Here is a 25,896-nt window from a genome sequence, read left to right as displayed (position 1 = left end):
GGCACCCCGGCCGGCGCCAAGCCGCATCCCGGGACCGCGTCAGCGCGGTCCAGGCCACCGCCTGGGCGCCGGCGCCGGCGCAGGCGCCCGCGGCCCGGCTCAGCGGGCCGGACGCCAGTCCACGTTGACGGCGAACCGTGCCCCGTCGGGGTCGCACAGCACCGCCTCCGTGCCGTCCTCGGCCATCCGCAGGACGCTGCCGCCCCGGGCGCGGGCCGCCTCGGCGCACGCCTGGACGTCGGGGACCGAGAAGTGCACCTGCCAGCGCGGGCGGATCGACGGGTCGGGCGCGGCCTCCACCGCCCCGGAGTGGATACGGGCCACGATGTCGCCCCGGCTGCGCAGCACGACCTCCTCGTCCTCGTACTGCACGTCGCAGGAGTTGGGGGCGTCGGAGGCCCAGCCGAGCACCTCGCCGTAGAAGATCGCCGCGTCGAACGCGTTGCGGGTGTAGAGCGCCACGAAGGCGGGGGCGGCGCGGCGCCACTCCTCCCAGCCCGCGACCAGCGCGCCCTCCCAGATGCCGAAGACCGCCCCGTCGCGGTCGGCGAGCAGCGCGGCACGGCCGGGCGGGAAGGAGATCGGCCCGACCGCCGTGGTCCCGCCGCGCTCATGGCTGCGGGCCACCGTCTCGTTGGCGCTGGACGCGGCGAAGAACGGGGTCCAGGCGACGGACGTCTGCCCCATGCTCTTGGCCTCGGACACACCCGCCACCGGCACCCCGTTGACGCTCGCGAAGCGGTACTGCTCGCCCATCGCCCCGGTGTGCCACTCCCAGCCGAGCACGGTGCTGTAGAAGTCCTCCGCGACCCGCAGGTCGTACGTGGAAAGGCTGACCCAGCAGGGGGCGCCGAACACCGACCTGCTGGCCGGGGTCTCGCTCACGGGTGTGTTCTCGCTGCTCATGTGCGTACCGTTCCGAGGTCGAAGGAGGCCCCCGCCCTTGTCCCGGTCACCGGCGCCCCGCCCACGGCTGCCCGGACCCCCTCCATTAGACACTGGCGGCCCGCCGGGCGCCCTCAGGCTCATCCTTTCGGTCACCGCCCGCTCGCACCTTCGCCGCGCCCCACGTGGGATGGGAGTAATCCGGGCCCGGGTGGGACACCCGCCGGAGGGTACGCGGAGGTCATCGCAGAGCGGGGCGGACGAGAGTGCCGCGCCCGGTCCGGAAGGAGAACATCCATGCCCCGAGGTTCCAGCCCGAAGCGTGAGCGCCAGTACGAGCACATCAAGGAGGGCGCGGAGAAGCACGGCACCTCCGAGGGGCGCGCGAAGGAGATCGCGGCCCGCACGGTGAACAAGGAGCGGGCCCGCTCCGGCGAGTCGAAGCAGGCGAGCAAGGTCTCGACCCGGGACAAGAAGTCCGCGCCGCAGCGCGGCGGCGAGCGCTCCCACCAGGGGGCCCAGGGGCCGACGAGGGACCAGCTGTACGAAGAGGCGAAGAAGAAGAACGTCGAGGGCCGGTCCTCCATGAACAAGGAGCAGCTGGCGAAGGCCGTCGGCCGCTGAGGCGCCACGGCACGCAGCGCACAGGGGCCGGGCCCCGCGGAACGCGATCCGCGGGGCCCGGCCCCTGTCATGGCGCTGGTGTCACACTGTGGTGCCGAACCGCTCCCAGACGCGGTGCTTGGCGAGCAGTTCCTTCATCCGGGTGAGGACGGCGGGGCCGCTGTCGCCGAGCACGATGCCGGGGTCGGTGGTGGGCAGGCCCGCGGCCTCGATGGTCTGCTCGGCGCCCGCCCAGCCGCCGATGGCCTTGCCGTGGCGGTACGCCTCCTCCAGGAGGAGCCGCACGCGCGGGTCGAGGTCGGCGGTGGCGCTGTCCGCCTTGGCGTCCCGCGCCGGGATGGCGTCGGCGCCCGCGGCGGGCACCCCGACCACGAGGAGCGCGTCGAACTCGATGGAGCGGGCCGTGGCGAACGTCCGCTGGACCGTGACGGGGTCGCCGTCCGCGTCGAGCTTGCCGCCCGCCGGAGCGATGACGAGCGGCACCATCCCGCCGTCGAGCAGGGTCCGGCGGACCGCACGCACCCCGTCGAGGTCGCCCGTCCCGTCGGTCACGATGCCGATGAGCCGGCCGTCCGTCGGCCACTCCTGGCCGATCTGGGAGAGCGCGGGGCTCGGCCGCGGGTCCCGCAGCGGCTCGGTCGGCGCGGGCGCGGGCAGCCCGAGCGAGGCGGCGACCTGCGCGCACAGCTCCGCGTCGATGTTGGCGAGGACCTGCAGGCCGCGCTCCTTGACGGCCTGCTCGTAGCACTTGCCGAGCTCGAAGGAGTAGGCGTTGACGATGTGTTCGCGCTCGGGCGGTGTCATGCTCAGCCAGAACAGCCGGGCCTGGCTGAAGTGGTCGTCGTAGGAGGCGGGCGCCTCCCGGACCTTGCGGGACGCGGGCAGTGCGGCCGGGACCTCGATGTCGGCTCCGTCGGCCGCGCCCGCCAGGAACGGGCAGCCCCCGTCGAGCGAGTTGGGGTGGTACGGGGCGACGCCGCGGTGCACGGCCGTCTGGTGCATGCCGTCGCGGAGCATGTCGTTGACGGGGGCGTGCGGCCGGTTGATGGGCAGCTGGCCGAAGTTGGGGCCGCCGAGCCGGCTGATCTGGGTGTCCAGGTAGGAGAAGAGGCGGCCCTGGAACAGCGGGTCGTCGGTGACGTCGATGCCGGGGACGAGGTGGCCGAGGTGGAAGGCGACCTGCTCGGTCTCGGCGAAGTAGTTGGAGGGGTTGCGGTCGAGGGTGAGCAGGCCGATCGGCTGCACCGGGGCCAGCTCCTCCGGCACGATCTTCGTCGAGTCGAGCAGGTCGATGCCCTCGAAGGTCTGCTCGGGGGTGTCGGGGAAGGTCTGGATGCCCAGCTCCCACTGCGGGTGGGCGCCCGCCTCGATCGCGTCGGCGAGGTCGCGGCGGTGGAAGTCGGGGTCGACGCCGCCCGCGATCTGTGCCTCCTCCCAGACGAGGGAGTGCACGCCGAGCTTCGGCTTCCAGTGGAACTTCACCAGCGTCGTCTCACCGGCCGCGTTCTCCAGGCGGAACGTGTGGACGCCGAAGCCCTCCATCATCCGGTAGGAGCGGGGGATGCCCCGGTCGGACATGTTCCACAGCGTGTGGTGCGTGGCCTCGGTGTGCAGGGTGACGAAGTCCCAGAACGTGTCGTGCGCGCTCTGCGCCTGCGGGATCTCCCGGTCCGGGTGCGGCTTGCCCGCGTGGATGATGTCCGGGAACTTGATGGCGTCCTGGATGAAGAAGACCGGGATGTTGTTGCCGACGAGGTCGAAGGTGCCCTCGGAGGTGTAGAACTTCGTCGCGAAGCCGCGGGTGTCACGGACCGTGTCCGCCGAGCCGCGCGAGCCGAGGACGGTGGAGAACCGGACGAAGACATCGGTCTCGACGTCCTTGCCGAGGAACGCGGCCTTGGTGACGTTCGCCGCGTTGCCGTACCCCTTGAACACCCCGTGGGCGGCGGCGCCGCGCGCGTGGACGACCCGCTCCGGGATCCGCTCGTGGTCGAAGTGGGTGATCTTCTCCCGGAGGTGGTGGTCCTGGAGGAGGACAGGGCCGCGCGGGCCCGCCTTCAGCGAGTGGTCCGTGTCGTAGAGGCGGTCGCCCTGCGCGGTGGTGAGGAACGCGTCCTGCTGGGCGACGGCGTCCTGGCTGTCGCGGGACGGCGCGCCGGTGGGGCTGGTCGGCCGGGGACCGCTCTGGTCGGCTTTGGGCGGCAGGGGCGCGCGGGGCTCGGTGGGCTCGGCGAGCGTCGGCGACTCGACGCCGGGCTTGCCGGGGACGCCGTCCTCCGGGCCTTCGGGGGCCGTCGCGCCGGTCACGGTCTCCTTGACCTTCTCCGCCGCGTCCCGGAAGGGGTGGCCGTCGTCCATCTCAGTCTCTCCTTCGATTGCGCCGCGCGTGTGGTGCGGAGGCGGCCGTCGTGGGGCGAACGGAACAGGGGTACCCGAATCCGTACGTATCGCACGGGGCTGTTCAGTTAGCTTTCGCCCGGCGCCGGTGCAGGGCCGCGACACACCCCAGGACCACGCCGACCGCCAGGACGATCAGGCCCCGGAGCCACACCTCGCCCTCGATCCGCGTGGCCAGGACCACGCAGGAGGCGGCGCCGAGGACGGGGATCACCGTCCACGCGCGAAAGTGCGGCGGCGTCGAGGTTTCGCGGCGCAGCACGAGCACGGCCGTGTTGACGAGGAAGAACACCACGAGCAGCAGCAGGACGAGCGTGGAGGCGAGGGTCTCCACGTCGCCGGTGAGGGCGAGGAGGAAGGACAGCAGCGTCGTGACGGCGATCGCGACCCAGGGGGTGCCGCGGCCGGGCAGGACCTGGGTGAGGACGCGCGGCAGCAGGCCGTCCCGCGCCATGCCGAAGGCGAGCCGTGAACTCATGATGCCGGTGAGCAGCGCGCCGTTGGCGACGGCGACGAGCGCGATGGCGCTGAACAGCTTCGGCGGCACCCCGCCCGCCTCCTTCACCACTTCGAGCAGCGGCCCGCTGGAGTGGGCGAGGGTGTCGGTGGGGACGGCGGCCGAGGCGACGATCCCGACGAGGGCGTAGACGGCGCCCGCCGTGATCAGGGCGCCGAAGAGCGCGCGCGGATAGGAACGGCGCGGATCGCGGGTCTCCTCGGCGACGTTGACGGAGGTCTCGAAGCCGACGAAGGAGTAGTAGGCGAGCACGGTCGCGCTCAGGACACCGGCGGCGGCGCCCGTCCCGGGGGTACCGAGTTGGACGAGCCGTCCCGCGTCACCGTCCCCGCGCACGAAGAGGACCACGCCGAGGGCGACCACGAGGAGCAGGCCGCCCACCTCGATGACGGTCGCGGCGACGTTGGCACGGGTGGACTCGCTGATCCCGCGCGCGTTGAGCAGCGCGAGGGCGCACAGGAAGACGGCGGCCACCAGGACGACGGGCAGGCTGACGAAGGCCGTCAGATAGTCACCGGCGAACCCCCGGGCCAGCGCGGCCACCGAGACGATCCCGGCGGCCAGCATGCAGAACCCCGCGAGGAACCCGGCGAAGGGACCGTAGGCGAGCGTCGTGTAGTGCGAGGCGCCCCCGGCCCTCGGGTACTTGGTGGCCAGTTCGGCGTACGAGGCGGCCGTGAGCAGGGACAGCAGGAGCGCGAGGACGAGCGGCACCCACACGGCGCCGCCCGATTTGGCGGCGACCTGCCCGACGAGGACGTAGACGCCCGCCCCGAGCACGTCCCCGAGGATGAAGAAGTAGAGCAGCGGTGTCGTCAGGGTCTTCTTCAGCCCGCCGCCTTGCGCCGCGCCGGTGGACGAGCCGGCCGGGGCCGTCACCGCTGGGCCTCATCACGTACGTCCATGGTGATCACCCTGCGCCCGTTTCCCGGCGGCGGCCACACGAAACGATCAACGTCGGTGTGCGGTTTCGGCGCGGAACGGGGTACAGGAGCGGCATGCACACTCACAGCCGAATCGTTCTGGCCGCCGAGGGCGGTGGCTCACTCGTGTTCATCGTCGTCGGCCTCGTCGTGGTCCTCGGCCTGCTCGCCATGTTCATCAGCGGGCGCCGCCGCGCGGCCCGCAGGACCCAGCCCAGCAGGCCCGCGCCGGGGACGCCCGTCGAGGGCGCGGAGGCGCAGCGCGGCACCACCTGGCAGACCCCCGGGGACGACCCCGACCAGGGCCATCCTCACCGGTGACGGCGGGTGGGGCGGTGCGTCAGGCGGTTGATGGCCGGCCCCATCTCCTCCAGGGTGAGGACGTGATCGACCTTGCCCGTGCCGATGGCGGACTTCGGCATGCCGAGGAAGTCGGCGGTCTGCGGGTCCTGCACCAGGACCGTCCCGCCGCGCGCCTTGACCGCCTCGATGCCGCGCGCGCCGTCGCTGTCGGAACCCGTGAGGACGCAGCCGACGAGCGGCCCGAGCGCCTCGGCCGCCGACTCGAAGAGCGGGTCGGCGGCGGGGCGGGCGAAGTTGACCCGCTCCTCGCGGGTGAGGGCGAGCGTGCCGTCGCCGCGCACACACAGGTGCCGGTCGGGCGGGGCGATGTGGATCGTCGCGGGGCGCGGGCGCTCCCCGTCCTCGGCGAGCTTGACCCCGAGGGGGGTGACGCGGGACAGGATGGCGACGATGCTCGTCTCGCGGGCCCGGTTGAGGTGCTGGGCGATCAGGACCGGCACCGGTAGCGCGGGGTCGAGGCCGCGCAGGAGGATGCCGAGACCCTGGACGCCGCCCGCGGACGACGCGATGAGGACGGCCTCGTACGGGGCACCGGTCTTCTCCCACGAGCCTGTCTGCACCTGGGCAGACTAACGCGCCTCCCCGTCCCGGCACGGCTCGGCCGCCCCGGGTGAGCGGTGGAAACGGGCCAGTGTCCCCGCGAACTCCTCGGCGCGGGCCAGCTGGGTGCGCAGGTCCGCGATCCGGTCCAGGGTCGCCCGCTCGAACTCCCTTACGCGGGCGAGCAGTTGCTCGTGCTCGGCGCCGGTGGGGCCGTCGGCGGCGTCGAGCCGGTCGGTGACCGCGAGGAGGTCGCGCATCTCGTCGAGGGCGAAGCCGAGCGGTTTCATGCGGCGGATCACCATGAGCCGGGCGACGTCGTCCTCGGTGTAGAGCCGGAAGCCGCCCCGGGAGCGGGCGGAGGGGATGACCAGGCCGGTTTCCTCGTAGTGCCGGATGGTGCGCAGGGACAGCTCGGTCCGTGCGGCGACCTCGCCGATCTGCATGTGCCCGCCGCTCACGCGCCTGCCTCTCCTCGTCGTGTTCGCCCGAACCCTACTCTAACGTTAGGGTAGAGTTCTGTGCTCTTCCCGCACGCCCCGCTGTCGCCGGGCGTGCCCGACCCGACGGGTAGCCGCTTCCCTTGTCCTCCGCCGTTGCCGCCGCGCGCCTGCGCGCCCTCAAGCCCGACTGGCTCTCCGACCCGAAGGTGTGGCGCACCGAGGTGCTCGCCGGTCTCGTCGTCGGGCTCGCGCTGATCCCCGAGGCGATCTCCTTCTCCATCATCGCGGGCGTCGACCCGGCGATCGGCCTCTTCGCCGCGTTCACCATGGCCGTGACGATCTCGGTCGTCGGCGGGCGGCGCGCGATGATCTCCGCCGCCACCGGCGCCGTCGCCCTGGTGATCGCGCCGCTCAACCGTGAGCACGGCTTCGGCTACCTCGTCGCGGCCGTGATCCTCGCCGGGGTCTTCCAGATCGTGCTCGGCGCACTCGGCGTCGCGAAGCTGATGCGGTTCGTGCCGCGCTCGGTGATGGTCGGGTTCGTCAACGCCCTCGCCATCCTGATCTTCATGGCGCAGGTCCCGGAGATGCGCGACGTGCCCTGGGCCGTCTATCCGCTGATCGTCGGCGGTCTGCTGCTCATGGTGTTCTTCCCCAAGGTCACCAAGGTGGTCCCGGCGCCGCTCGTCTCGATCGTCGTCCTCACCGTGATCACCGTCGCCGCCGGGATCTCCGTGCCGACCGTCGGCGACAAGGGCGAGCTGCCCTCCTCGCTGCCGGTGCCGGGCCTGCCCGACGTGCCGTTCACCCTGTCCACGCTGACCACCGTCGCCCCGTACGCGCTCGCCATGGCGCTCGTCGGGCTCATGGAGTCGCTGATGACCGCGCAGCTCGTCGACGACATCACCGACACCCGCTCCAACAAGACCCGCGAGTCGATCGGGCAGGGCATCGCCAACATCGTCACCGGGTTCTTCGGCGGCATGGGCGGCTGCGCCATGATCGGCCAGACGATGATCAACGTACGGGTCTCCGGGGCGCGGACCCGGCTCTCCACCTTCCTCGCGGGCGTCTTCCTGATGGTGCTCTGCGTCGTCTTCGGCCCGGTCGTCTCCGACATCCCGATGGCCGCGCTCGTCGCGGTGATGGTGATGGTCTGCTTCGCGACGTTCGACTGGCACTCCGTCGCGCCGAGGACGCTGAAGCGGATGCCCGCGGGCGAGATCGCCGTCATGGTGATCACCGTCGCCCTCGTGGTCGCCACGTCCAACCTCGCCGTCGGCGTGGTCGTCGGCTCGGTCACCGCCATGGTGATCTTCGCCCGCCGCGTCGCCCACCTCGCCCAGGTCACCCCGGTCCGCGACCCGGACGGCGACCGGATCGTCTACGCGGTCACCGGCGAGCTGTTCTTCGCCTCGTCCAACGACCTGGTGACACAGTTCGACTACGCGGCCGATCCGGACAAGGTCGTCATCGACCTCTCCGCGACCCACATCTGGGACGCCTCCTCGGTCGCGGCGCTCGACGCCATCGAGACCAAGTACGCCCAGCGCGGCAAGAGCGTCGAGATCGTCGGCCTCAACGCACCCAGCGCCGACCTGCACAAAACCCTCAGCGGCACGCTCGGCGGGGGCCACTGAACCGCTCGGATAACATGATCGGTCGCACAGGCGACGCCAAGCCACCTCTCACCAGACGGCCAGTTACGTGAACACGAGCACCCCGCACATATCCTCGCGCCCCGAAGACACCACCTCGCCGTCCTGGTGGCAGCGGCCGCGGGTCCTGCTGTGGGGCGCGGCGGGGGCGGCGACCCTCGTCTTCCTCGTCGCCCTGGAGATCGCCGCCCGCCGCTACGGCATGGCGGGCCCGATCACCCACCAGGCACGCGAAGTGATCTTCGCTCCCGAGTCGGGGCCGCTGCTCTACGCCGGAATGGCGCTGATGCTGGTGGTGCTCACCTGGCGGCAGCGGTTCATCGCGGTCGGCGCCGCCGTCGGCATCGACCTCGTCCTCCTCCTCGTCCGGTGGCTGGCGGGCGCCCGCGTCGAGTTCGGCAACGGCGCGCTGTGGGTGATCATCGGCTGCGCCGTACTCGCCGTCACCCGCCGCACGGGAGCCGAGCGGACCCTGCTCCTCAAGGGCGCCGGCCTCGGCCTCCTCCTCATCGCCGGGCACAAGACCGGCGACACCTGGCTGCTCATCACGTCCAAGGAGCGCCCGAACGTCCTCGACCCGTACGTGGCCACCGCCGACCACGCCCTCGGCAACCCGTCCTGGCTCGTCGGGCAGTTCGTCGACGCGACGGGCCCGGTCGGCGAGGGCATCCTGCACGCCGTCTACGGGCAGCTCCCGCTCGCGGCGGCCATCATCGCCCTGTACCAGCTGCGCCACGTGGGGACCGAGCGCCGCTTCCCGGGCCACCACCTCGTGCGGACCTTCCTGGTCATCGGCCTGGTCGGCCCCGCCATCTACATGATCTTCCCGGTGGTCGGCCCGGTCTTCGCCTACGGCGCCGACGGCGGACAATGGGCCGTCGCCGAGCTGTGGCCCCACACGGCGACGGCGATCGCCGCCCCGCACCCCGTCCCGTTCGACGGCATCACCCCGCGCAACTGCATGCCCAGCCTGCACACCGCCTGGGCCGTCACGATCTTCATCCACTCCCGCAAGGGGGCCCGCTGGCTGCGGTACGCCGGCACCTTCTGGCTCGTCGCCACGCTCACCGCGACCCTCGGCTTCGGCTACCACTACGGCGTGGACCTCGTCGCCGGTGTCGTCTTCGCCCTCACCATCGAGGCGGCCATGCGGGCGTTCGAGCGCGGCTGGGACGCCGACGCCGTCCGCCTGATCTGCCACGGCACGGCCGTCTTCGCCCTGCTCCTGGCGGCCTACCGCTACCTGCCGCTGCAGATGGCCGAGCACCGCTGGCTCTTCGGCCCGCTGCTCCTGCTCGCCATGGGCTCCGTGATCTACGAATACGCCCGCACCACCAGGCGGTGGCAGCCCGAGGCCGCCCCCGCCCCGCTCCCGGAGCCCCAGCTCGCGCAGGCGTGAGCGCCGCTACCCCCGCGCCACCGCGATCGCCCCGGACAGCCGCTCGCCCGCCTCGTACACCATGTACGGCACCCCGCCCATCGTGCCGAACGAGGGGGCGGCGGCGCGGCCGTTCTCCGGTGCCCCGGAACGGGAGTCGTAGAAGACGCCCAGGTGCTTGCGGAGCGAGAAGTCCGCGCCCACCTCGGTGATCATGAGGTCGCCGCCGCTCTCCTTGTCCTTGTTGTAGACGACGTACGCGGAGCCGCCTCGGGTGAGCAGGTGCGGCCCGCCGACGTTCACCGCGCCGACGTCGGAGTGGCGCACGAGCGGCGTCTGGTCGAACGTCCAGGACCGCCCGTCGGCCGACCAGCCCCAGCAGATGTCCCGGTGGTTGCTCGTGTTGTTCAGCATGAACAGCATCACGTAGTGCGCCCCGCGCGCGGGCAGGTCGTGCAGGAAGACGCGGGCGTAGGACGTCTCCGTCGTGCCGGACGGCATCATCGACGTCGACAGGACGACCTTGTCGTAGGTGAAGTGGACGCCGTCCTTGGAGCGGGCGAGCCGCGTCGTGGTGTTCTCGCCGTGGAAGTACAGCCAGAACTCCTTCAGGTCGTCCCGCCACAGCACGTGCGGCGAGGAGACGTGGCTGACCGAGTAGTGCGGGTCCCACTTGTTCGACACGATCGGGTTCGCCGGGTACTCGGTGAAGGGGCCTTCGAGGGAGTCGCCGTACGCGAGGCAGATGCCGCCGGGCGCGTCGTGCGGCGCGTAGTAGAGGTAGTAGCGGCCGAGCGGTGACGCCAGCTTGTCGTAGACGCCGCGCATCGTCGGGAAGATGATCTCGCCCGTCGGGTTGTACTTCAGCTGGTCCGGCGTGAGCAGCGTACGGACGTAGGTGTAGTCCGGGAAGCCGCCGGGGGCGGCCGACGCGGACGGGGCCGGGACGCCGCCGACGGCGAGCGCGGCGCCCGAGACGGCGGTGGCGCGCAGGAACGTACGACGGTCGAGGCCGGACTGCGGCTCATGCATGACAGGCTCCTGGGGTCGGTGATCGTGCGGTGCGGGATCAGAGGCAGGTCGCGGCCGTGACGCACAGGCCGCCCAGCGCCACCGCCCACACATAGGGCAGCGTCCTGACCATCACCTGCTGCGGGGAGACGCCCGCGTACTGCGCGCTCCACACCGTCTGGGTGCTGGTCGGGTCGGCGACGCCGAAGACCTGGTTGTACGAGGTGGCCATGCCGAGGACGGCGACGGCCGGGTAGATGCCGGTGGCGATGAGGACGCCGGCGATGCCCGCGCCGAGGCCGAAGACGTTCAGCGGGCCCCGGTACAGGCACAGCGGCACGAGGAGGGTGAAGACGAGGACGAACAGGACCGCGTTCTGCGGACTGACCGCCTTGACGAGCGGTTCGAGCGCGTCGACCGCGCCGGGCAGCTTCACCGCGGCGAGCAGCACGCCGATCGCGACGAACAAAGTGAGGGGCGGGGCCGCCACCTCGAAGCCGCCGTACAGGGTGCGCAGCAGCCGCCGGTTCATGTCGCGCGGCCGCGTGGTCGTCACGAGGGCGTAGAGCACACCCGCGAGGAGCGAGGGGATGATGGCCAGTTCGAGGCCGAGCGCCAGGACGAGCGGGACCACCGGGGTGAGCAGCGCGTACCAGGGGGCGTCGCCGAGGAGCTGACGGCGGTTCCGCGCGCCCGGCGGCTTCTCCTGCACCGACTTCAGCGACCAGGTGTGCTCCACGCCCCGCCGCCGCGACTCCACCAGGACGTACGCGACCGCCGCGACCAGCGCGAACGGGAACAGCTTGACCATGAAGCCGCGCACCGTGTCGACGGGCAGTTCGAGGGCGGTGGAGAAGAACTGCCACACCGGCAGCTCGAAGGGGATGCCGACCGCGATGCCCATCAGGATCGTGCCCGCGGCCGTCACCTTAGGGATGCCGACCGCGATCATCGCGGGGATGCCGATGAGCCCGGCGAGCATCGCCGCGGGCGCCGAGCCCGTCACCGTGCCGACCAGCGCGGACACCGCGAGGACACCGAGCGCGACGACCACCGGCCGGTCGCCGCCGAACTCGACGATCTTGCGGACGAGGGTGCCCGCGATACCGGTCTCCTCCAGGAGCTTGCCGAGCCACGAGCCGAGCAGAATGGCGATCATCGTCGCGGCGAGCGCGGGCGCGCCCTCCTGGAGCACCGTGTCGAGCACACTGTTCTCGCCGGTCAGCGGCGCGCCCGAGACGAACGCGATGACGACGGCGAGCAGTACGAGCGCGAACGCGGTGGGCAGCTTGCGGCTGAGCATGGCGGCGACTCCCGCCGCCATGACGAGCAGGATGACGACACCCATGGGTCACTTCTCGCTTTCGGAGGGCACATCGGAAGGCACATCGGAGGGCACGGCAGGCACGGAGGGCACGGCAGGCACCGGGTACGCGGCGGCCGCCAGCGCCTCCGTGAGCAGCAGGGGGCTGCGGCCGAGGCCGCAGGCGGCGCGGGCGTAGGCGTGCGCCGCGAGTTCGTCGGCGCCCGCCACATGGGCGTACACGCGGTGCCGTCCGACGCGCAGCGCCGTGTGGCCGAGCGCCCGCTTGAACGCGGCCCGCACGGGGGCCCGGTGCAGCCAGGCGTGCGCCTGTTCATGGGCCAGGGCGGCGGCCCGTACGGAGCCCTCGGGGAACCAGTGGCGCCAGCCCCGCTCGTCGATGAGCCGCTCGGCGCGGGCGACGGTGTCGACGTAGACCTCGACGACCGGCGGCCGGGACCGGTAGCGGGCGAGGAGCCCGGCGGCGAGTCCGCCGTCACGCTCGACGACGCGGACGGAGACCGGACCGGGTGTCATCCGCGCCCCGAAGTCCTGCGCGGCCAGCGCCCACTGACGCAGCGTCAGCGGATCCCGCGCCTCGTGCGTGGGCGTACCCGCGAGGAGCCGTACCGCCAGCTCCAGATCGTGGTCGTCGCTCATGCGCGGGACTCCACGACCGCGACCACCGGCTCCTCGGCGCCCCGGGCGCGCAGTTCGCCGCGCGCCAGGGCGAGCAGCGCCTCCGGTTCCAGGACACCGGACAGGTCGGCGATCCGGCCGCCCACCAGGAGCCGTACCGCGGGGGCCCGGACGCCGCCGTCGCCGTACGTCGTGGCGTCCCGCACCAGCGCCGCGAGCGTCTCGCCCGCCGCGCCGACCGTCGTCGTCTCGACCCGCGCGTCGGCCACCCCGAGCCGCACCACGCCGTCGGCGTCCACGACCCGTACGGGGCGCCGGTCCGCACGCAGTCTCCGGCGCACCTCCGTGCCGTACACCGTGTACGCGTCCGTGCCCGCGAGGACGTCGACCCGCTCCTCGCGGGCCTTCAGGCTGCTCGCGGCGGCCCGCAGCCGCTCCGCGTCGTCGGCGCGGTGGGACCTGTCCTGGGTGCGCAGTTCGGTGGCGCCGGTGGCGACCGCCCGTACGGTGCTGGTCTGCGGGTCGACGGTCACCTCCACCTCTACGCCGTCGGCCGCCGCGCCCTGGGCGACCACCGCCCGCTCGGCCTCCGCGCGGACCGCGAGGATCTGCTCCTGGGTGGCGCCGGGGACGATCCGTTCGACCTGTTCGCGGACGAGGGCGAGGGCCACACCGACCGGGCTGATCACCTCGCTGTGCCGGGCGATACGCCCTTCGAGCCCGGCGCCGGCGGCCAGGTGCGGGGTGACCGAGGCCGCCCCGCCGCCCCCGCCGACCAGGACGGCCGTGTCGCGGTCGAGCCGGTAGTCCTTGATCATCGTGTCCACGACCGACCTCACCCGCGCCGTCCCCGCGTCGAGGACGGCCCGCGCCGCACCGGCCACCTCCGTGCCGAGGGCGGCGGCGAGCGGGGCCATCGCTGCCCGCGCCACCTCCTGGTCGCAGCGGGCGAAGTCGCCCTCGGGGACGCGGCCGAGCGCGTTGGCGGCGCACGTCAGCGTCACCGCGAACCGGCCGCCCGCTGCGTCGAGCACCACGTGATCGGCCGGGTCGCCGTCCATCGGGCGCACCGTCGCGAGCCGCGCGTCCCGCAGGTCGTCGGGCGTGGCGAAGCACGCGTACGGCAGGCCCGCGATGTGCGCGCTGCGCGGCCCGACCCCGACGACCCGGCCACCGGAGATCCGCACCATGGAGCCGCCGCCGACACCGACGGTCCGTACGTCGAGCGCGTTGAGGTAGGAGGACCTGCCGAGGATCGTCGCGTGCCGCACCGTCACCTTGCCGCGCCGCACCACGCTGATGTCGGTCGACGTACCGCCCGTCTCCAGGAACACGCCCTCGCTGATCCGCTCCTGCATGAGCGCGCCCGCGACACCGGCCGCCGGGCCCGACAGAACCGTGAGCAGCGGGCGGCGCCGCATCTCGTCGAGGGACATGACACCGCCGTCGCAGCGCATCACCATCAGCGGCGCCGTGACACCCGCCTTGGTGATGGACGCGTCGACGAGGTCGGCCGTCGCCAGCATCCGGGGCAGGATCGCCGCGTTCACGACGGCGGTCCTGGTCCGCTTCCGCAGCCCGTACAGGGAGGTGATCTCGTGCGCCGCCGCCACGGGCAGCCCGGTGGCCCTGGCCGCTTCGAGCACGGCCCGCTCGCCCTCGGGCCGGTCCACGGCGAACGGCTCGGTGGCGACGACGACCTGGGCGCCCTCCGCCACGACGTGGTCCACGGCCGCGCGCACGGCATCGGCGTCGAACGGGTCGGCCACATGCGCGTAGGCCACGGGAAGGCGTCTGCCCGGGGTGAGTTCGAGCGTGCCGAGGGAGGCGAGCCGGCGCGTGAACAGCGCGCCCGCGCCGCCGCCGACCCCGATCAGACCGACCTTCGCCACATCGCCTTCGAGCAGCGCGTTCGTGGCCTGTGTCGTGCCGTGCGCCAGGAAGGTGACGTCGGCGGCGGTGCGGCCGACCTGGTCCAGGAGCCGTTCGAGGGCCGCGACGATGCCGTGCGCGACACCGTCCTCGTGGTGGTGGCTCGTGGGCACCTTCACCTGGCCCACGAGGGCGAGCGTCGCGGCGTCGACCGCCACGGCGTCGGTGAACGTGCCGCCCACGTCGATGCCGACGCGGACGCGACGGTCAGGGTTCATGTCAGGGCACCTCCTTGTGCGTTGACGTGCGTACGGTGCTGTTGACGTGCGTACGGTGCTGGGGACTGCCTTGTACGAAGGGGGGCGGGCCGGTCAGTAGCCGCGCACGTCGGGCCAGTGCCGCTGCACGCCCGCCCGGTCCAGGACCCGCCCGAACTCCTCGAACCGCTTCTCCTCGGCCTGCACCTGCGCGGGCTCCAGGCCCTCGTCGAGGCAGTGGGCGGCGAGGGCGCCCGCGGCCTCGCCGATGTTCCACTCGACGGGGTGCAGCCGGTAGCAGCCGTTGGTGATGTGCGTGGTGCCGATGTTCTTGCCGGCGGGCAGCAGGTTGCGCACACGCCGGGGCACGAGCGCGCCCAGCGGGATCTCGAACGGCACGGAGCCGATGTCGACGTAGGAGTCGCCGCCCGTGGAGGGGTGCAGGTCGATGCGGTAGCCGCCGACGCCGACCGCGTCGCGGTAGCGGGTCCTGCCGTAGGGGCCGACCACGTCGATGGCGACGTCCTGCTCCACGATCGTCGTCACCGCCTTGATGCGGCGCGACTCACGCACGTACGCCGCCTTGGCGAGGCCGTCCGCCGTCCCCGTCACGTCGGGGCGGATGCGCAGGCCGGGGAAGCCGGTGCCGCCGTCGGCCCGCGGGGCCTCGGTCTGCAGCCAGTACAGGACGGAGAGCGACAACTGCCGTGCCTCGCGCAGCGCTTCCTCCTCCTGGCCGATGTACGGCTTCAGCCAGTAGTCGTTCAGCGGCCAGTTGACGAGCGTGACGTCCGAGTCGAAGGCGCCCGCCCGGTGCATCTTGCGGGCCAGGATGCGGCGGAACCCCCACAGCTCCTTGTCCCCGGCGTCCGCGCTCTGGTCGGCGCTGACGGCGAGCGGGTCCAGCTCCGGGTTCGGCTCGAAGGTGCGCGGCACCGGTTCGAGGGTGCGCGGGTCGGGCGCCTCGAAGCCGAGCAGCGGGCCCGGCCAGAAGTCCGGCCGGTAAGAGCGCCAGAAGGCGTAGTCCTCGGGCCGGTCGATCGTGTGGTCCTGGCCCGCGTGGTGCGAGAGCGCGAAGCAGACGGTGATGCCCTGCTGGTTGCCGGGGTCGGCCTCGGCGGGCGCGTGCGGTTCCAGGAACTCGCCGTACGCCTCAGCCCCGCTCGCGTGCTCCACGTCCGCGAGCGGGAGGAGTTCCCCGGTCTCCGTGGCGTCGACGACGTAGCGGGCGGCGAAGGTGCGCTCGGCCCCGGAGCGCAGGTCGCGGACGGTGACCGCGGTGACGACATCGTTGTCGGCCTCGGCGGAGACCGCCCGGTGCTCGGTCAGGACGGTCAGCAGCCCGGACACCCGGTGCGGGGCGAGCATCGCCTCCAGGACGGCGAGCGCCACCCGCGGCTCGTGGCACAGCTTGCTGACGCGCCCCGCGCCCGGATTGAGGTCCGTGAGGGCCAGCGCCTCCCCGCGCAGCGGATACCACTGCCGGTAGTAGGAGCGGATGCCCTCGCGCAGCGCCCGGTAGGACGCCGTGGTGCCGAACCGCTCCACCCACGGATGCTCGTCCGGCGGCACCGCCTGCGAGGTGAGCTGGCCGCCGATCCAGTCGGTCTCCTCGGTCAGGACGACCCGCCGGCCCGCGCGGCAGGCGGCGAGGGCGGCGGCGACCCCGCCGAGTCCGCCGCCGACGATGAGGATGTCCGGTTCGGATATCACTGTGCTCCCTGTGCTCGTACGTACGTGAACCGCCGTGCGGCTAAACCGGGTTGGTCAAGGTGCTGGGGTGTCGGCGGGGTGTTCAGGTGCTGAGCTGTTGATGGGGTGTTCAGGTGCTGAGCTGTTGATCAGTTGTTCAGGTGCTGAGGTGTCGGATCATGTGCGCGGCCCCGCGGTCCTTCCGCTCCGGAACTCGCACGCCACCAGCGGCTCCTCCGCCTCCTCGCCCGCCACCAGCGCGGCGAGCAGCCGTACGGCCGCCGCGCCGAGCCGGTGCCGGGGGATGTCGAAGCCCATCGGCACCGGCTCCCCGGCCAGGTCCGCGGGCGGGTCCCCGAGCAGCCCGAGCGAGACGTCCCGCGGGCAGGCGAGCCCCGCCTTCCGGACGGCCGCGCTCAGCGCCCGCCACGCGGCGCCGGTGTCGGTCTCCTCGGCGACGAACGCCGTCACGCCCGCGTCGACGAGGGCCCGCACCCGCTCCGCCGTGATCTCCCGCGCCGGGTCCGCGCACCGCAGCACGGCACCGGCCCCGTCCGCCAGGCCCGCCTCCGCGAGCCCGTCGAGGAAGCCCCGCTGGCGGTCGGCGGAGGCGGGGGCGTCGTCGTCCTCCCGTACGAGGACGATGCGGCGGTGGCCCAGACCGGCGAGGTGGGCGATGACCTGGCGGCTGGCGCTCACATAGTCGGCGCCGACCCAGGCGAGCCCCTCCAGCTCCTCGCGGCGGCCCAGGTGCACCACCGGGAAGCCGTCGGCGACGAGCCGTTTCAGCTCGGCGCGCGGAACGTGGCGGCCGAGGAAGAGACACCCGTCGGCCAGGCGGACGCGGCCGAGCGCGTCCGGACCCGTGGCGCCCGCGCCGCCGGTGCTCGACCCGGTGAAGAGGACCAGGTCGTAGCCGCGCGCCGCCGCCTCCCGCTCCACGCCCACCAGGAACGGGTAGTAGGAGTGCTGCACATCGGTCGGGAACGTCGCCGTGAAGCTGAAGACGCCGAGCAGGTTGTTGCGGGCGGCGGCGAGACGCCGGGCGGCCGGGTCGGGGACGTAGCCGAGGTCGCGGGCCGCGTCGAGGACCCGCTGCCGGGTCTCCTCGGAGATGACCGGCCCCTTGCCGTCGGCGCGCGCCGACAGGACCAGGGACACCGTCGCCTGCGAGACCCCCGCGAGCCGCGCCACCTCCGCCTGCCGGGGGCGCGACGTACGGCCCGCGGGCGCCGGGTTGCGCCCCGGCTTCGCCCGCTTCCTCGGTTGCTCCACGCCCGCCGCTCCTTCGCTCACGCTGCCGTTGACGCACTGCTAATGGGCACTGCTAATGCGCATTACTAATGCGCATTAACGAGCACTGTGAGGGTGCCTGCCCGGCGCAGTCAAGAGACGTGACGCGACTTTTCCGTGTTCCTCCGCGCGGATGGCGGAGGGGGTGCTACCGGCCTAGCGTGGAGCTCCAAGGCGCCGGTCCGCCGTCGCGCGGCCCCGGCGGACCCGGCCGAGGGAAGGGGTCCGAGTCATGCCCGCACCACCTGAGGGCGCGCCCGTCTGGGCCGATGCCATGTACCCGGACCTGGAGGCGGCGAAGGCCTTCTACGCCGAGCTGTTCGGCTGGTCCTACGACACGGGCGCCGAGGAGTTCGGCGACTACACGCAGGCGAAGACCGCGGCGGGCAAGCGGGTCGCCGCCCTCATGCCGCAGATGCCCGGCGGGGAGGAGATCCGGCCCGCCTGGAACCTGTACTTCGCCGCTTCGGACGTCGCGGCCACCGCCGAGCGGATCAAGGAGGCCGGCGGCGTCCTCGCGATGGAGCCCATGCGGGTCGGCGACTTCGGCACGATGGTCACCGCGCAGGACCCGGCGGGCTGCTCCTTCAGCGTCTGGCAGCCCGACCGGCACGAGGGGTTCGAGACGGTCAACGAGCCCGGCGCGTTCTGCTGGGCCGAGGTCAACACCCGGGACGCCGCGAAGACCGACGCGTTCTTCACCGCCGTCTTCCCGTACGAGGTGAAGAAGGTCGAGGACGAGCACGTCGACTTCCACGTCTGGCAGCTCGGCGGCCACCCGGCCCTGGGCCGCATGAAGATGACCGACGCGTTCCCCGAACAGGTGCCGTCCTACGTCAACGTGTACTTCGTCGTCGCGGACTGCGACGCGGCGCTCGACACCGTGCGGCGCCTCGGCGGCACGCTGCACTTCGGGCCGGTGGACAGCCCCTTCGGCCGGTTCGCGGCGGTCGCCGACCCGCAGGGCGCGGCGTTCACCGTCATCGACGTCACCGCCGCCAAGGGGCAGATGCCGGACTTCCGCTGACCGCCGCCCCTCAGCCCTCGTCCGGCAGCGTGAAGCCCAGCTCCCGCGCGGCGCGGTGCGGCGTGGGCTGCGCCCACCGCTCCACGGCCTCCTGCGTGAGCGTCGAGGAGAGGGAGCGGGGCTCGGCGCGGTCCAGGTAGAGCGTGCCGTTCAGGTGGTCCGTCTCGTGCTGCACGATCCGCGCGGGCCAGCCGGTGACCTCCTCGTCGACCGCGCGCCCCCGCTCGTCGAGGGCGCGCAGCCGCACCCGCTCGTGCCGGGCGACCACCGCCTGGTACCCCGGCACGCTCAGGCACCCCTCGTAGAACGCCACGTCGCGTCCGCCCGCGTCCTCGTAGACCGGATTGACCAGTACCCGGAACGGCTGCGGGGTGCGGCCGCGCGCGGTGCGGACCTCCTCCGGCACCGTCGCCGGGTCCTCGATCACCGCGATCCGCAGCGCCAGGCCGATCTGCGGCGCGGCGAGCCCGACGCCGGGCGCCGCGTGCATCGTGCGCCGCATCGCCTCGATCAGGCGGGCGAGGAGCGCGTCGGAGAGCTGGCCGTCGTACGGCTCGGCGGGGCGGCGCAGGACGGGGTCGCCCGCGGCGACGATCGGCAGCGGGGCCTCGTCGGCGAGCAGGGCCTCGACGTGGTCGGTCAGTGGCGTGGACGGCATCGCGCCAGCATGCCAACACCGCGCGCCGCCCGGCAACGCGGACCCGCGCCGCGACGCCCACGGATGTGTTGCGCACGTGTGAACACGTTGCGACCTCATGAACACCGTGTGTGTTCGGGAATGTCGGTCCTGACCTGGGGGTTTCATGGCTCGGTAAGGCGAGGGCCGAGGCGTGGGAGAAGGGTCCGGATGACCGGGACGCAGACATACGAGGGGCTCGGGGCGGGGAACGGTGGGCCGCACCCGCTCGACAATCCGGCGTACGCGGCGCTCACCGGGCCGCACGCCCGTTTCGCCGAGCGGCGCGGCCGGGTCCTGCGCTATCCCCTCGACGTCTCGCCCTGGCTGGCGATGCCCGACGACCCGGGGCCCGCGGACTGGACGGACCTCGCCGCGTTCGCGGGGCCCGACGCGGAGGTGCCGCTGCCGGGCACGACCCGCGACCTGCCCGACGGCTGGGAGCTGACGCAGGACATCGCGGGCGTGCAGCTCGTCGACGTGACGGTGGACGCGGCGCACGACCCCGAGGCGGTCCGGATGACCCCGGCCGACGTGCCGGAGATGCTCGACCTCGTCGCCCGTACCCGCCCGGGACCGTTCCTGCCGCGCACCATCGAGCTGGGCACCTACCTCGGCATCCGGCGCGGCGGTGTCCTCGTGGCGATGGCGGGGGAGCGGCTGCACCCGCCGGGCTGGACCGAGATCAGCGCCGTGTGCACGGACGCGGGTCAGCGCGGCCAGGGGCTCGCCGGGCGGCTCGTCCGGGCCGTCGCCGCCGGGATCAGGGAGCGCGGCGAGACCCCGTTCCTGCACACCGGCGAGCACAACACGACGGCGATCCGGCTCTACGAGTCGCTCGGCTTCGAGCTGCGCCGCAGGACCCGCTTCCGCGCGGCGCGGGTACCCGAACTCGTCGCGCAGGTCTAGGAGTTCATCGGGTCCGAAGTCCGAAGTCCGGGGCCCGGGGCCCGGATCCAGGGTCGCGCGGTCCCGGTTCCGGGCGTTCAGTCCTCGCGCGAGGCCTCGTTGTAGCGCGTGAGGTACGCGGCGAACTGCGCGAGGTCCCGCTCGGGCCAGTCCGCGAGGCGCTCGCCGAACATCTTCCGGCGGCTGACGGTCACCTGCTCCAGGATCTCCGCGCCCGCGGGCGTCGGGAGCAGGACCTGGACGCGGTGGTCCTCCGGGTCGACGCGGCGCATGACGAGCCCGGCCCGCTCCAGGGCCGCGACCTGCCGGCTGACGGTGGACTTGTCGAGGGCGTAGTGCGCGGCGAGATCGGTGGCGCGGCAGCCCCCCTGCTCGTCGAGATGGCTGAGCAGGGTGAACGAGACGAGGGACAGTTCGGGGTGCATCCGGGCCGCCGTCGCGCGGGCCCGCCGGGCGAAGGACGTCAGCTCCCGCTGGATGGTCTCCACGGCCGACGCGCGGTCGGCGGAGCGGTCGGGGTCTGCCACGTGCGGTTCCTTTCAGACGCTCACGCGCTGGGCGCTGGTTGCACTCTACAACCCCATCGCCGGCCCGGAGCCGACGGCGGGCGCGGCCCCGCCCCGCGCATTAGCCTCCGGAGCATGAGCCACATCAGTGAGACGCCCGAAGCGCCCACCCGGTACACCGTCGTCCTCAAGCCGCAGATCGCCGACGCGCAGGGCCGCCCGGACCACGGCGACCCGCTGCGGTCCGTGCAGGTGACCGCCACGGGCGAGGAGGGCGCGTCCGGTTATCCGCGGTACGCGGGCGAGGGGGTGCAGGCCGACATCGACCCGCGCACGCGCACGGTGGAGGCGGTGACCGTCGACGGCGAGGAGCTGCCGATCGGGTGGGTGGCCGAGGTCGCCGACGAGTGATCACGACGAGTGATCGGTGACGAGTGATCGCTGACGAGTGGGGGGCCGGCGGAGAAGTCGGGTAAGGGTCGCCTTCCGTGGCGCAGCTCTCTTATGCAACTTGTTGCAAAAGAGTGGTGGCGTCGTCTACAACAGTGACGACGTTCGCCGCGCTCGGAGGGCCCCATGACCCGTTACCCGCACCTGCTCGCCCCGCTCGACCTGGGCTTCACCACCCTGCCCAACCGCGTCCTGATGGGCTCGATGCACGTCGGTCTCGAGGAGGCGGAGAACGGCTTCGCCCGCATGGCCGAGTTCTACGCCACCCGTGCCCGCGGCGGCGTCGGCCTCATGGTCACCGGCGGTATCGCCCCCAACGAGGCGGGGCGCCCCTACGACGGCGGCGCCAAGCTCACCACCGAGGCGGAGGCGGAGCAGCACCGCGAGGTCACCGACGCCGTGCACGCGGCGGGCGGCAGGATCGCGATGCAGATCCTGCACTTCGGCCGCTACGCCTACCACGAGAACCTCGTCGCGCCGAGCCCGCTCCAGGCGCCCATCAGCCCCTTCGTGCCGAACGAGCTGAGCGACGCCGAGGTCGAGCAGACCATCGAGGACTTCGCGCGCGCAGCCGGACTCGCCAAGGCGGCGGGCTACGACGGCGTCGAGGTGATGGGCTCCGAGGGCTACCTCATCAACGAGTTCATCGCCGCCCCGACCAACCGGCGCACCGACCGCTGGGGCGGCTCCTACGAGAACCGCATCCGCTTCCCCGTCGAGATCGTGCGGCGCGTGCGCGAGCGCGTCGGCGCCGACTTCATCGTCATCTACCGGCTCTCCATGCTGGACCTGGTGCCCGGCGGCTCGACCCTCGAAGAGGTCGTGCACCTGGCCAAGGAGATCGAGGCGGCCGGCGCCACGATCATCAACACCGGCATCGGCTGGCACGAGGCCCGTATCCCGACCATCGCGACGTCCGTGCCGCGCGGCGCCTACACCTGGGTCACCAAGAAGGTCATGGGCGAGGTGTCCGTGCCCCTCGTGACCACCAACCGCATCAACACCCCGGAACTGGCCGAGGAGTTGCTCGCCGACGGCGCCGCCGACATGGTCTCCCTCGCGCGGCCGATGCTCGCCGACCCCGACTTCGTGAACAAGGCAGCCGCGGGCCGCTCCGAGGCGATCAACACCTGCATCGGCTGCAACCAGGCCTGCCTCGACCACACCTTCAGCGGCAAGATCACTTCCTGTCTGGTCAACCCGCGCGCCTGCCACGAGACCGAGCTCGTCCTCTCGCCGACCCGGCTGCGCAAGCGCGTCGCCGTCGTCGGCGCCGGACCGGCCGGGCTCGCCTGCGCTGTCACCGCCGCCGAGCGCGGCCACGACGTCACCCTCTACGACGGCGCCGCCGAGATCGGCGGCCAGCTCAACGTCGCGCGCCGCATCCCCGGCAAGGAGGAGTTCGACGAGACGCTCCGCTACTTCCGCACGCGGCTGGACGAGCACGGGGTGCGCGTCGAGCTGGGCACGCGGGTGAGCGCCGCCGACCTCGACACCTACGACGAGATCGTCGTCGCCACCGGGGTCGGGCCGCGCACCCCGGCCATCGACGGCGTCGACCACCCCAGCGTCGTCGGCTACCTCGACGTGCTGCGCGACGGCGCGCCCGTCGGCGACCGCGTCGCCGTCATCGGCGCGGGCGGCATCGGCTTCGACGTCGCCGAGTACCTCACCGACGGCGGCGAGAAGGCGAGCCAGGACCCGGCCACCTACTTCCGGCTCTGGGGCGTCGACATGGACTACGCGGACCGCGGCGGCCTCACCCGCCCCGAGCGGCCCGCGCCGCCCCGCCAGGTCCACCTCGTCCAGCGCAAGACCTCCAAGGTCGGCGCGGGCCTCGGCAAGACCACCGGCTGGATCCACCGCACCGAGCTGCGCCACCGCGGCGTCACGATGATCGCGGGCGCCTCCTACGACCGGATCGACGACGCGGGCCTGCACGTCACCCTCGACGGCGAGCCCACGCTGATCCCCGTCGACACGGTGGTCCTCTGCGCGGGGCAGGAGCCGGAGCGCTCCCTCTACGACGACCTCGTCGCCGCGGGCCGCACCCCGCACCTGATCGGCGGCGCCGACGTCGCCGCCGAACTGGACGCCAAGCGCGCCATCAAGCAGGGCACGGAAGTGGCCGCGGCCCTCTGAGCCCCCCGGACCGGGTGGTCACGTGGCCGGGCCCGCCGGCCGCGTGACCACCCACTTGCACCTAGGCTTGCGCCATGTCACTGCCGCACGCGATCCTCACGGCTCTCCTCGAAAAGCCGTCGTCGGGGCTCGAACTGACCCGCCGCTTCGACAAGTCGTTCGGCTACTTCTGGTCGTCCACGCATCAGCAGATCTACCGTGAGCTGGGCCGGCTGGAGCGCGAAGGGCTGATCCGCGTCCTGCCCGCACCGGTCCCCGCGCGCGGCCAGAAGAAGGAGTACGAGGTCCTGCCCGAGGGCCGCGACGAACTGGCCCGCTGGACGGCGACGCCGCAGGACCCCAGGAACATGCGGGACCCCCTCCCGCTGCGACTGCGCTCCGCCGCGGTGGTCGGCACGGCCGGGTTGGACACCGAGCTGCGCCGCCATCTCACCCTGCACCGTGAGCGGCTGGAGATGTACCGGGAGATCGACAAGCGGGACTTCCCGCCCGAGAAGGACGCGATCCCGGACCGTCTGCAGCACGCGGTGCTGCGCGCCGGGATCGATCTGGAGACGTTCTGGGTGGAGTGGCTGGAGCGGACCCTGGCCGATCTGGCGCGCCCCTGACCTCACAGGGTCGCACTGGTCGGGTCCCAGTCCGCCGGGAGCGGCGCGGGCCGCACCTCCTGCTGGGGGACGCGTGCGAACGCCGCGCGGGACGCCGAGTCCTCCACCGCCGCCATCGTCCGCAGCACATGCAGCGCGAGCGCCCCTGAGGCCCGTGGCGCGGAACCCGAGCGGATCGCCCGCGCCATGTCGACGACGCCCAGACCGCGGCCGTCCGTGCGCCCGCGCACCGGCAGTTCGGCCCAGTCGGACGCGTCGTTGGCGCGCAGCCGCAGCGGCCCGCCGAACGTGTTGGGGTCGGGGACGGCCAGCGTGCCCTCGGTGCCCACTATCTCGAAGTGGATGTGCGGGTGCGCCGAGTCCCAGCTGAACACGGACGTCGCGGTGGGCCCGGCGGCGAAGTCGAGCAGCGCCGAGACGTGGGTGGGCACGGCGACCGGGAACGTCCGCCCGCCCGTCGCTCCCGCACCGGCCGAGCGGATGTCACGGGCCCGCCGCACCGACGCCGCGACCCGCTCCACGCCGCCGAACAGCGCGACCAGGGCCGTCAGGTAGTACGGGCCGAGGTCGAACAGCGGCCCGGCGCCCGGCTGGTAGAAGAACGCCGGGTCCGGGTGCCAGCGCTCGGGGCCCAGGCTGCGCAGCGCCGACGACGCGGCCACCGGCGCCCCGATGTGCCCCGCCTCGACGGCCCGCAGCGCGGACTGCAACCCCGCGCCGAGGAACGTGTCGGGCGCGCTGCCCACGAGCAGCCCCCGCTCGGACGCCTCCGCGAGCAGCTTCTCGCCCTCGCCGGGGTCCAGCGCGACCGGCTTCTCGCCGTACACGTGCCTGCCCGCGCGGAGCGCCGCCCGCGCGACCTCGACGTGCGCGGCCGGGACCGTCAGATTGACGACGATCTCGACTTCGGGCACGGCGAGGACGGTGGCCACGTCCCCGGCGACCGGTATGCCGTGGGCGCTTGCCGCGGCCTCGGCGCGGCGCACGTCGAGATCGGCGACGGCGAGGACCCGTACGTCCGGAAACCCGGACAGGGTGGTGAGGTACTCCTTGCTGATCACGCCCGCCCCGACGACGGCGACCCCCACCGGACCTGAACTCACGCTGCCCCCACGGATGTTCGCGGACGATCACTCGGCTCCGGGGACGGTAAGCCGGGGTGTGCCGCGCCCACAAGAGGGCCCCGGCGCTCGCGCGGGGCGGGGCTACCGGCGGCGCAGGTACCGGGCGCCGCCCGCGACGGCGGTGATGAGCAGCGCGCCGCCCACCGCGTACCGGAACGGCAGGGGGTCCTTGAGGGCGCCGCCGAGCCCGCCCCGTACACCGCCGACCGGGTGCGGTGTGGCGGAGGGCGAGGCGGCGGCCGTGGCGGGGGCCGACGGGGTGGCGGGAGCCGCGGCGGAGGGCGGGGCGGAGGCGGCGGGCGAGGCGGCGGGGGTCGCCGACACGATCACCGGGACGGGGCCCTGGGTCGTCCCGTCGGGGCAGACGATCACCACCTGGTACAGGCCCGTGCGCAGGTTCCGCCAGGCCGCCTCGCCCGCGCGGAGCGGGGTCCGCCGCCCCTGCGTGGCGTCGGCCCGGCCCGAGGAGAGGAGCACGGCGGTGCCGTCGAGCGGGCAGGAGTCCGTAGCGGCCGTCACCGTCGAACCGTCGGCGTGCACCTCGACGCCCTCGCCGGACGCGGTGGCCGGGGCGGCGAGCGTCCAGGGCAGCGCGGTCAGCGCCGCGACGGCGAGGGTACGGCGGACGGTGAGCGGGGCGGTGCGCATGACGCCCAGCC

Annotated in this window: 24 protein-coding genes; 9 read left to right on the top strand and 15 right to left on the bottom strand. The window is 73.1% G+C overall.

The features are described 5' to 3' along the window. Nucleotides 1-99: 99 nt before the first annotated feature. On the bottom strand, nucleotides 100-906 hold the full coding sequence (locus C1N81_RS11005) for a VOC family protein (RefSeq protein WP_394428592.1): 807 nt from the start codon (nucleotides 904-906) through the stop codon (nucleotides 100-102). Nucleotides 907-1,182: 276 nt separating this feature from the next. Between C1N81_RS11005 and C1N81_RS11000 the strand changes: the two genes are divergently transcribed. Further along, a complete protein-coding gene (locus C1N81_RS11000) occupies nucleotides 1,183-1,509 on the top strand; it encodes a plasmid stabilization protein (RefSeq protein ID WP_394428591.1) in 327 nt (108 codons plus the stop codon). A gap of 81 nt (nucleotides 1,510-1,590) precedes the next feature. Here C1N81_RS11000 and C1N81_RS10995 read toward each other — a convergent pair whose 3' ends face one another. Then, entirely contained in the window at nucleotides 1,591-3,867 is a 2,277-nt protein-coding gene (locus C1N81_RS10995) for a catalase (protein WP_394428590.1), read from the bottom strand. A gap of 103 nt (nucleotides 3,868-3,970) precedes the next feature. Further along, nucleotides 3,971-5,302: an APC family permease gene (locus tag C1N81_RS10990; protein WP_394428589.1), complete on the bottom strand. Its 1,332-nt coding sequence runs from the start codon at nucleotides 5,300-5,302 to the stop codon at nucleotides 3,971-3,973. A gap of 119 nt (nucleotides 5,303-5,421) precedes the next feature. On the opposite strand from C1N81_RS10990, the gene C1N81_RS10985 reads away from it, so the two are divergent. Beyond that, on the top strand, nucleotides 5,422-5,667 hold the full coding sequence (locus C1N81_RS10985; protein WP_394428588.1) for a DUF6479 family protein: 246 nt from the start codon (nucleotides 5,422-5,424) through the stop codon (nucleotides 5,665-5,667). On the opposite strand, the gene C1N81_RS10980 is transcribed toward C1N81_RS10985, so the two are convergent. Further along, complete coding sequence (locus C1N81_RS10980; protein ID WP_394428587.1) at nucleotides 5,658-6,269, bottom strand: chemotaxis protein CheB; 612 nt, start codon at nucleotides 6,267-6,269, stop codon at nucleotides 5,658-5,660. The two genes, C1N81_RS10985 and C1N81_RS10980, sit on opposite strands and share 10 nt — an antisense overlap. Before the next feature lie 9 nt (nucleotides 6,270-6,278). Then, nucleotides 6,279-6,710, bottom strand: coding sequence for a MerR family transcriptional regulator (locus C1N81_RS10975; RefSeq protein WP_394428586.1), 432 nt, complete (start codon nucleotides 6,708-6,710; stop codon nucleotides 6,279-6,281). Between the two features lie 122 nt (nucleotides 6,711-6,832). On the opposite strand from C1N81_RS10975, the gene C1N81_RS10970 reads away from it, so the two are divergent. Together C1N81_RS10970 and C1N81_RS10965 are read left to right on the top strand one after the other, a co-directional pair. After that, nucleotides 6,833-8,332 (top strand): SulP family inorganic anion transporter, encoded by a 1,500-nt coding sequence (locus C1N81_RS10970; protein ID WP_394428585.1) that lies wholly within the window; start codon nucleotides 6,833-6,835, stop codon nucleotides 8,330-8,332. Between the two features lie 145 nt (nucleotides 8,333-8,477). Next, entirely contained in the window at nucleotides 8,478-9,749 is a 1,272-nt protein-coding gene (locus C1N81_RS10965; RefSeq protein WP_394437852.1) for a phosphatase PAP2 family protein, read from the top strand. A 6-nt stretch (nucleotides 9,750-9,755) separates the two neighbouring features. Here the strand turns inward: C1N81_RS10965 and C1N81_RS10960 are convergent, their stop codons facing one another. The 6 genes from C1N81_RS10960 to C1N81_RS10935 form a co-directional block, all read right to left on the bottom strand. Continuing rightward, nucleotides 9,756-10,760, bottom strand: coding sequence for a twin-arginine translocation signal domain-containing protein (locus C1N81_RS10960; protein ID WP_394428584.1), 1,005 nt, complete (start codon nucleotides 10,758-10,760; stop codon nucleotides 9,756-9,758). Nucleotides 10,761-10,797: 37 nt separating this feature from the next. Then, nucleotides 10,798-12,087 (bottom strand): TRAP transporter large permease, encoded by a 1,290-nt coding sequence (locus tag C1N81_RS10955; RefSeq protein WP_394428583.1) that lies wholly within the window; start codon nucleotides 12,085-12,087, stop codon nucleotides 10,798-10,800. Nucleotides 12,088-12,090: 3 nt separating this feature from the next. Further along, nucleotides 12,091-12,702 carry a hypothetical protein gene (locus tag C1N81_RS10950; RefSeq protein ID WP_394428582.1) on the bottom strand — a complete coding sequence of 204 codons (612 nt, stop codon included), beginning with the start codon at nucleotides 12,700-12,702 and terminating at the stop codon, nucleotides 12,091-12,093. After that, a complete protein-coding gene (locus C1N81_RS10945; RefSeq protein WP_394428581.1) occupies nucleotides 12,699-14,831 on the bottom strand; it encodes a hydantoinase/oxoprolinase family protein in 2,133 nt (710 codons plus the stop codon). Before C1N81_RS10945 ends, C1N81_RS10950 begins: the two co-directional genes overlap by 4 nt. Nucleotides 14,832-14,924: 93 nt before the next feature. Then, entirely contained in the window at nucleotides 14,925-16,523 is a 1,599-nt protein-coding gene (locus tag C1N81_RS10940) for an FAD-dependent oxidoreductase (RefSeq protein ID WP_394428580.1), read from the bottom strand. A gap of 156 nt (nucleotides 16,524-16,679) precedes the next feature. Then, nucleotides 16,680-17,777: a LacI family DNA-binding transcriptional regulator gene (locus C1N81_RS10935; RefSeq protein WP_394428579.1), complete on the bottom strand. Its 1,098-nt coding sequence runs from the start codon at nucleotides 17,775-17,777 to the stop codon at nucleotides 16,680-16,682. Between the two features lie 250 nt (nucleotides 17,778-18,027). Here C1N81_RS10935 and C1N81_RS10930 point away from each other — a divergent pair, with 250 nt between their 5' ends. After that, nucleotides 18,028-18,822 carry a VOC family protein gene (locus tag C1N81_RS10930; RefSeq protein ID WP_394428578.1) on the top strand — a complete coding sequence of 265 codons (795 nt, stop codon included), beginning with the start codon at nucleotides 18,028-18,030 and terminating at the stop codon, nucleotides 18,820-18,822. A 10-nt stretch (nucleotides 18,823-18,832) separates the two neighbouring features. Here the strand turns inward: C1N81_RS10930 and def are convergent, their stop codons facing one another. Continuing rightward, the gene (def, locus tag C1N81_RS10925) at nucleotides 18,833-19,480 is read right to left on the bottom strand and encodes a peptide deformylase (protein WP_394428577.1); all 648 of its coding nucleotides are present in this window, start codon (nucleotides 19,478-19,480) and stop codon (nucleotides 18,833-18,835) included. Between the two features lie 189 nt (nucleotides 19,481-19,669). Between def and C1N81_RS10920 the strand changes: the two genes are divergently transcribed. Further along, on the top strand, nucleotides 19,670-20,407 hold the full coding sequence (locus C1N81_RS10920; RefSeq protein WP_394428576.1) for a GNAT family N-acetyltransferase: 738 nt from the start codon (nucleotides 19,670-19,672) through the stop codon (nucleotides 20,405-20,407). Between the two features lie 77 nt (nucleotides 20,408-20,484). On the opposite strand, the gene C1N81_RS10915 is transcribed toward C1N81_RS10920, so the two are convergent. After that, nucleotides 20,485-20,934: a MarR family winged helix-turn-helix transcriptional regulator gene (locus C1N81_RS10915; protein ID WP_394428575.1), complete on the bottom strand. Its 450-nt coding sequence runs from the start codon at nucleotides 20,932-20,934 to the stop codon at nucleotides 20,485-20,487. A gap of 114 nt (nucleotides 20,935-21,048) precedes the next feature. Here C1N81_RS10915 and C1N81_RS10910 point away from each other — a divergent pair, with 114 nt between their 5' ends. The 3 genes from C1N81_RS10910 to C1N81_RS10900 all read left to right on the top strand — a co-directional run bounded on the left by C1N81_RS10910 (nucleotide 21,049) and on the right by C1N81_RS10900 (nucleotide 24,113). Continuing rightward, nucleotides 21,049-21,324, top strand: coding sequence for a hypothetical protein (locus C1N81_RS10910; RefSeq protein ID WP_394428574.1), 276 nt, complete (start codon nucleotides 21,049-21,051; stop codon nucleotides 21,322-21,324). A gap of 165 nt (nucleotides 21,325-21,489) precedes the next feature. Beyond that, nucleotides 21,490-23,505: an oxidoreductase gene (locus C1N81_RS10905; RefSeq protein ID WP_394428573.1), complete on the top strand. Its 2,016-nt coding sequence runs from the start codon at nucleotides 21,490-21,492 to the stop codon at nucleotides 23,503-23,505. A 74-nt stretch (nucleotides 23,506-23,579) separates the two neighbouring features. Beyond that, complete coding sequence (locus C1N81_RS10900; RefSeq protein ID WP_394428572.1) at nucleotides 23,580-24,113, top strand: PadR family transcriptional regulator; 534 nt, start codon at nucleotides 23,580-23,582, stop codon at nucleotides 24,111-24,113. A 2-nt stretch (nucleotides 24,114-24,115) separates the two neighbouring features. Here the strand turns inward: C1N81_RS10900 and C1N81_RS10895 are convergent, their stop codons facing one another. Then, nucleotides 24,116-25,216, bottom strand: coding sequence for a Gfo/Idh/MocA family protein (locus C1N81_RS10895; protein ID WP_394428571.1), 1,101 nt, complete (start codon nucleotides 25,214-25,216; stop codon nucleotides 24,116-24,118). Between the two features lie 102 nt (nucleotides 25,217-25,318). Then, nucleotides 25,319-25,885 (bottom strand): hypothetical protein, encoded by a 567-nt coding sequence (locus tag C1N81_RS10890; protein ID WP_394428570.1) that lies wholly within the window; start codon nucleotides 25,883-25,885, stop codon nucleotides 25,319-25,321. Nucleotides 25,886-25,896 lie beyond the last annotated feature (11 nt).

The sequence above is a fragment of the Streptomyces sp. SGAir0957 genome, assembly GCF_043523415.1.
This window is presented reverse-complemented; position numbering and strand designations above follow the sequence as displayed.